The organism is Stenotrophomonas sp. TWI1149 (assembly GCF_039673155.1).
In the GTDB taxonomy this organism is placed as follows: domain Bacteria; phylum Pseudomonadota; class Gammaproteobacteria; order Xanthomonadales; family Xanthomonadaceae; genus Stenotrophomonas; species Stenotrophomonas maltophilia_AA.
On record NZ_JBDJLB010000022.1, the window covers coordinates 1 to 6,488 of the forward strand.

Consider the following 6,488-nt stretch of genomic DNA (forward strand, 5'->3'; position numbering starts at 1 on the left):
GCTCCAGGCCATCCCGGGAGCCGGCCAGCGGCCGGCACTACCAGACAGCGCATGGCGGGAACCCGCTCAATGCTTCAACCACCACAGCGTGGTCAGCCCGGCCAGCAGGATCACCCCGCCCCAGGCACGCAGGGCGCTGCTGCGCAGCATCAGCAGCTGCTCGGCCATCCGTTTCCAGGCCAGCGGGGCGGCGAACAGGAACAGGCCTTCGAGCACGGCGACCAGGCACAGGGCCGAGAACAGTTCTTTCATGACATCTCCACAAACAAAACGGGGACCCGGTCTGCACCGGGTCCCCGTGGATGACTACCGCCTGCGGCCTCAGCGATCGCTCTTGAGGTACTGCAGGAACGGGTCGTTCTTGTCGAGCACGATCACGCCGTTGCCGTCGGTCATGGAGCCACGGTAGGCCTCCAGGCTGCGGTAGAAGGCGTAGAACGACGGGTCGGCCGAACCGGCCTTGCCGTAGATGCGGGCGGCGTCGGCATCGCCGGCACCGCGCAGCTGCTGGGCATCACGCTCGGCTTCGGCCACGATCACGGTGCTCTCGCGGTCGGCCTGGGCACGGATGGTCAGCGACTGCTCCTCACCCTCGGCGCGCAGCTTGGCGGCTTCCTGCTTACGCTGGGCGCGCATGCGTTCGTACACATCGTTGATCACCTGGCTGTCGGTCGGCAGGTCGATCTGCTTGATGCGCAGGTCGATGATCTGCATGCCGAGCGCCTTGACCGACTCGTTGATGCCGGTCAGCTGGTTGGCGATCAGTTCGCTGCGATCGCCGGACACCAGCTGCTGCAACGAACGCGAGTTGATCTGGTTGCGCAGGGAGTCGGTGATGATCGGGGCCAGGCGGGCATTCGCCACGCGGGCATCGCCGCCGGTCGCACGGAAATAAGCACGCACGTCGGAGATGTAACCGATCGCGAAGAAGTCGACGCTGACGTCCTTCTGCTCGGCGGTGAAGTAACGCGCCGGGGCGGTGTCGAGCACCTGGAAGCGGCGATCGAACACGCGCACCGTTTCCACCAGCGGCACCTTGAAGTGCAGGCCCGGCTTGATGTCCGCACGGACCACCTTGCCCAGGTTCAACACCATCGCGGTCTGGTCCTCACGGACCACGTAGACCGAACCCAGCAGGCCGAGCAGGACCGCTACGGCCAGACCAATCCACAGTGAACTTCTCATCGGCTGCCCTCCTCACGACCGGTCGGGCGCGTCGTCGGACGCTCCGCATTGCGAACGCCATCGACGGCCGTGCTGGCAGGCAGCGACGGCAGCATGACTTCCGGGGTCACCGCCGGAGCGGCATTGCTGCTGGTGCGGTTGTCGCCCGGCATCGGCACGTAGATCAGCTGGCGGCCATCGCCACCGATGATCTTGCGGTTCTCCGAGAGCACCTTCTGCACCGTTTCCAGCCACAGGCGCTTGCGCGTGACTTCCGGGGCGTCCTTGTACTGGACCTGCAGCAGGCTGAAGCGCGAGGCATCACCCTCGGCCTTGGCAACCACGGCCTGCTTGTAGCCTTCGGCGGTGGTACGGGCCCGCGAGGCCTGGCCGCGCGCTTCCGGAACCACCTTGGCCGCGTAGGCCTGGGCTTCGTTGATCAGACGCTCCTTGACCTGCTGGGCACCGTTGACCTCATCGAAGGCCGGCTTGACCTCCTCGGGCGGGCGGGCATCGGGCAGGGTCAGACCGGTCACCGACAGACCGGTGCGGTAGCTGCCGAGCGAGGCCTGCAGGCGCTCTTCGGCGGCCACGGCCAGCGGGCCACGGTTGTTCAGCACGTTGTTGAGGTCCGCACGACCGACCTGCTCACGCACGGCGCTCTGCGCGGTCTGTTCCAGCACCTGGTCGGCATCGACCGAGCCGAACAGATACAGACGCGGATCATCGATGCGGTACTGGACGTTGAGCGAGACGTTGACGATGTTCTCGTCGCGGGTCAGGACCGGCACCTGGCTGCTGAACGTCTTGATCTCGGTGGCATTGACCTTGGTCACCGATTCCAGCGGCCACGGCAGCTTGAAGTTCGGGCCAGGCTGCAGGATGCGATGGAACTGACCGAAGCGCAGCACGACGCCGCGTTGCTGTTCGCCGATCAGCTGGAAGCTGGAGAACAGCAGCAGCAACACCGCAGCCACTGCGACCCACCGCAGGATGCCGCCATCGAACAGGTCTTTCAGCGGACCGGGCAAACCGCCCCAACCGCCGCCATTGCCGCCACCGCGAGGACCGAACGGCCCACGTCGATTCTCGTCGGGGCCTTGTCCGCCCTTGTTGCCGCCGGGTGTATTCCAGGCCATGCACGCTCCATCAAGGTAAGGTTGCCTGCGGGCCATTCCCGCACCGTCAACCGTTAAAACGTTAAATCGCTGTCGATTCTACTAGATGGGGCAGATCGACAGGATTGGAAGGGGTCACGCATCTCGGGGAACGATTCATAACCGCATCCGCGAAGGTCCGTGAGGGTCCCCGCGCGCCGGAGCAGCGGGTAAGGTGGTGGTTTCCCCCGTCAGGCATCTTCATGGCAATTCCCGACCGGTTCAACGCATTCCGCATCCACCAGGACGATACCGGCTACCACGCCGGGCTGGAACCGATCGGCCTGGACCAGCTCAACCCGGGCGAGGTGGTGATCCGCGCGCACTGGTCCTCGGTCAACTACAAGGATGCATTGGCGGGCACCGGCAAGGGCCGGATCCTGCGCCGCTTCCCGCTGGTCGGCGGCATCGACGTGGCCGGCACCGTGGTCGCCTCGACCGATCCGGCCTACCGCGAGGGCGATGCAGTACTGGCCACCGGCTGCGGGCTGAGCGAGACCCGCGATGGCGGCTACAGCCCATATGTGCGCCTGGCCGCCAGCGCGGTGATCCCGCAGCCGACGGGACTGACCCCGCGTGAGGCGATGATCCTGGGCACGGCCGGCTTCACCGCTGCGCTGGCCCTGGTGCGGATGCTGGACAACCGGCAGACCCCCGCCCACGGGCCGCTGGCCGTGACCGGAGCGACCGGCGGGGTCGGCTCGCTGGCGGTGGACATCTTCACCCGGGCCGGTTTCGAGGTGCATGCGATCAGCGGCAAGGCCGACCAGGCCGACTACCTGCGTGGACTGGGTGCCCGCGAGGTCCTGCCGCGGGACGTGCTGGCAACCACCCGGCCGATGGAATCGGCACGCTTCGGCGGCGGCCTGGACAATGCCGGCGGCGCGATGCTGACCAGCCTGCTGGCCCAGACCGTGCCCTACGGCTCGGTCGTGAGTGCCGGCCTGGCCGCGAGCCCGGCGCTGGACATGACGGTCATGCCCTTCATCATCCGCGGCGTCTCGCTGATCGGTGTGTCGTCCTCCAGCGCACCGCGCGATCTGCGCGAAGCGGTCTGGGCGAAGCTGGGCGGCGCGTGGAAACCGGCGCATCTGGAGACGATCTGCACGGGCGAAGTCGGGCTGGATGGCCTGTCGGCGGCGTTCGATACCCTGCTCGCGGGCGGCAACCACGGCCGCACGGTGGTACGAATCGACTGAGCGTGGCAGCCGGGCGACGGACGGCACCTCCGGCGCTTCACGACGGTGCGAGGCCCGCACTACACTGCGGGCATTACACGGGGAACAACATGGCACGCATTCTGATCGTCGACGATTCACCGTCGCAGCTGTTGGGGATACAGCGGATCGTCGAAAAACTCGGGCACGAAATACTGACCGCCACCGATGGCGCGGCCGGGGTGGAAGCGGCCAAGGCCGAGCTGCCCGATCTGGTGCTGATGGACGTGGTGATGCCCAACCTCAATGGTTTCCAGGCGACCCGTACCCTGGCACGCGATGCCTCGACCAAGCACATCCCGGTGATCCTGGTGACCACCAAGGACCAGGACACCGACCGCATGTGGGGCATGCGGCAGGGCGCCAAGGCCTACATCACCAAGCCGTTCTCCGAGGACGAGCTGTCCGAGGTACTGGAGCGCGTTTTCAGCCACCAGGAACCGCCGACGGCGTGAGCCGATGGCACGATGAGCCGACCAACGGTCGGCTTCTACCACGACGGCAATCGCGGCCGACCCGGTAGATACCGACCGTTGGTCGGTACGCAACGATGACCGGGACGCCGCGCAACGCCTTGCATCACACCTTCTCGCCGAACGCCTTGGCCAGCGCCTTGTAGGCCTTCTTCTGCGCTTCGTCGGCCGGCGCCGGCGCGATGATCTCCAGCTCCACGATCTGGTCGCCGTCCGGGTTGCCCGGCAGGCCGCGGCCGCGCAGGCGCAGCTTGCGGCCCGCGTCGGACTCGGCCGGCACCTTCAACTCCACCGCCCCGCCCAGGGTCGGCACGCTGATGCTGGTCCCCAGCGCGGCCTGCCACGGGGTGACCTGCAGGGTGTACAGGATGTTGCGACCGTCCACCTCGAACTGGGGGTGTTCGGCGTATTCCACTTCCAGCAGCAGGTTGCCACCGCCGGTGCCCTGCCCGGTCAGGCGGATCACCTGGCCCGGGCGGATGCCCTTGGGCACGCGCACATCCAGCTGCTTGCCGCCCACGTTGATGCGCAGGCCGTCGCCCTGGTAGGCGGCTTCCAGCGGCACCGACAGCTTGGCGCGGGTGTCGCGGGTGGGCTGCGGGCCCTGGCTGGCGCCGCCGAATCCGCTGGCGCGGCCGCCACCGCCGCCCCGCTGGCGCGCGAACAGGCTTTCGAAGAAGTCGCTGAAGCCGCCGCCACCGGCGCCGCCCCCGAACACCTCTTCAAAATCGTAGCCCTGCCCACCGCCATAGTTCGGCGGGGTGTGGAACTCTTCGCCGGGCCGGTAGCCCTGCGCCTTCAGCTGGTCATAGGCCGCGCGCTTCTGCGGGTCGCGCAGCGCCTCATAAGCCTCGTTGACCGCCTTGAATTTGTCCTCCGCCCCCGCTTCCTTGCTCACATCCGGGTGGTACTTGCGCGCCAGGCGGCGGTAAGCGGTCTTGATCTCAGCATCGCCCGCGGTGGGTTCCACCCCGAGCGTGGCGTAGTAATCCTTGAATTCCATCCAAACACCTCGACTAAGTTCGGCCACCCGCGTGGGCGGGCGCCGTCCGCGCAATTCTAGCCGCTGCGGACCGGCCCACCGTGACGCCGGGCGCGAATGATCCTGCGCAATGCGGCGGACATCCCGGCCGGCTACGCTGCCCCCGGTAGCCCGCCTCTCCCGCTCCAGATGGGTCTGCACGTCCGGTTTTCAACGTGTTGACATGGCCATCCCATGCCCCTCACTACCCTGCCTGTGTCCAAGGAGTCCGCATGACCATCCACGTTGGCGACCGCATTCCCGAAGTCACCCTCAAGCGCATCCGCGAGGGCATGGAGACCATCGACACCCATGCCCTGTTCGATGCGCGCAAAGCGGTGCTGTTCGGCGTGCCCGGCGCATTCACCCCGACCTGTTCGGCTCGGCACCTGCCCGGCTTCATCGAGCAGTTCCCCGCGTTCCGCCACCGCGGCATCGAAGTGTTCTGCATGGCGGTCAACGATCCGTTCGTGATGAAGGCCTGGGGCGAGAGCCAGCAGGTGCCCGACGGCCTGCAGCTGTTGTCCGACGGCAATGGCGAGTTCACCCGGGCCCTCGGCCTGGAGATGGATGCCAGCAGCTCCGGGATGGGCATCCGCTCGCGCCGCTTCGCGCTGTACGTCGAAGACGGTGTCGTGCGCGAAACCTTCATCGAGGAACCCGGAAAATTCGAGGTGTCTTCGGCGCAGTACGTGCTGGAGCATCTCCCCCGCTAGACCCAGGCAACAGAGGAATCCGGCCAGCCATGTCCAAGCCAGCCAAGAACACCCCCGATACCGCCCCGAACACCGCCCGTCCGCCGGGCATCAGCGATACCGCCACCCTGCGCGCCAAGGCCCGCAAGGACATCGAAGACGGCGCGATCACCGACAGCTACAGCGCCGACCGCAAGGCGGTGATCAAGCTGCTCAACGATGCGCTCGCCACTGAGTACGTGTGCGTGCTGCGCTACTACCGCCATTACTTCATGGCCAAGGGCATGCTCGCCGATTCGATCAAGGCCGAGTTCCTGGAGCACGCCCAGCAGGAGCAGGCGCACGCCGGCAAGCTGGCAGAGCGCATCGTGCAGCTCGGCGGCGAGCCGGATCTCAACCCGGATACGCTCACCGCACGTTCGCATGCCGAGTACAAGGAAGGCAGCGACCTGCGCGACATGGTCCGCGAGAACCTCATTGCCGAGCGCATCGCGATCGACAGCTACCGCGAGATGATCAACTTCGTCGGCGACAAGGACACCACGACCAAGCGCATCCTCGAAGAGATCCTCGCGCAGGAAGAAGAGCACGCCGACGAATTCGCCGATCTGCTCGACGGCTGGATCGGCGAGTAACGCCGGCCGCGTGCCGGCTTCTCGCAGGATCCGAAGGCACGTGTAGTGCCCGGCGCGGGGGCGTGCGCACTTTGTGTGGGAGGGAAGCCGCTGGGGATACCCTGGATGTGGGTGTGGGCCGCCACG

Annotated in this window: 8 protein-coding genes; 4 read left to right on the forward strand and 4 right to left on the reverse strand. The window is 66.9% G+C overall.

Translation table 11 applies throughout. The features are described from left to right. Positions 1-66 precede the first annotated feature (66 nt). From ABE424_RS19045 to hflK, 3 genes are all read right to left on the reverse strand, one after another. Positions 67-252: a DUF2065 family protein gene (locus ABE424_RS19045; RefSeq protein ID WP_346478654.1), complete on the reverse strand. Its 186-nt coding sequence runs from the start codon at positions 250-252 to the stop codon at positions 67-69. Positions 253-321: 69 nt separating this feature from the next. Further along, the gene (locus ABE424_RS19050) at positions 322-1,185 is read right to left on the reverse strand and encodes a protease modulator HflC (RefSeq protein ID WP_019186091.1); all 864 of its coding nucleotides are present in this window, start codon (positions 1,183-1,185) and stop codon (positions 322-324) included. Then, positions 1,182-2,303, reverse strand: coding sequence for an FtsH protease activity modulator HflK (hflK, locus tag ABE424_RS19055; RefSeq protein WP_346491621.1), 1,122 nt, complete (start codon positions 2,301-2,303; stop codon positions 1,182-1,184). The genes ABE424_RS19050 and hflK overlap by 4 nt, the downstream gene beginning before the upstream one ends. A 221-nt stretch (positions 2,304-2,524) precedes the next feature. Here hflK and ABE424_RS19060 point away from each other — a divergent pair, with 221 nt between their 5' ends. Continuing rightward, positions 2,525-3,520: a YhdH/YhfP family quinone oxidoreductase gene (locus ABE424_RS19060; protein WP_346491620.1), complete on the forward strand. Its 996-nt coding sequence runs from the start codon at positions 2,525-2,527 to the stop codon at positions 3,518-3,520. An 89-nt stretch (positions 3,521-3,609) separates the two neighbouring features. Then, positions 3,610-3,993 (forward strand): twitching motility response regulator PilH, encoded by a 384-nt coding sequence (gene pilH / locus ABE424_RS19065; protein WP_176990568.1) that lies wholly within the window; start codon positions 3,610-3,612, stop codon positions 3,991-3,993. Positions 3,994-4,117: 124 nt separating this feature from the next. Here pilH and ABE424_RS19070 read toward each other — a convergent pair whose 3' ends face one another. Beyond that, positions 4,118-5,014: a DnaJ C-terminal domain-containing protein gene (locus tag ABE424_RS19070; protein WP_346491619.1), complete on the reverse strand. Its 897-nt coding sequence runs from the start codon at positions 5,012-5,014 to the stop codon at positions 4,118-4,120. Between the two features lie 251 nt (positions 5,015-5,265). Between ABE424_RS19070 and ABE424_RS19075 the strand changes: the two genes are divergently transcribed. After that, entirely contained in the window at positions 5,266-5,748 is a 483-nt protein-coding gene (locus tag ABE424_RS19075; RefSeq protein WP_346491618.1) for a peroxiredoxin, read from the forward strand. A gap of 29 nt (positions 5,749-5,777) precedes the next feature. Next, the gene (locus ABE424_RS19080) at positions 5,778-6,362 is read left to right on the forward strand and encodes a ferritin-like domain-containing protein (RefSeq protein ID WP_179460352.1); all 585 of its coding nucleotides are present in this window, start codon (positions 5,778-5,780) and stop codon (positions 6,360-6,362) included. The last annotated feature ends 126 nt before the right edge of the window (positions 6,363-6,488 follow it).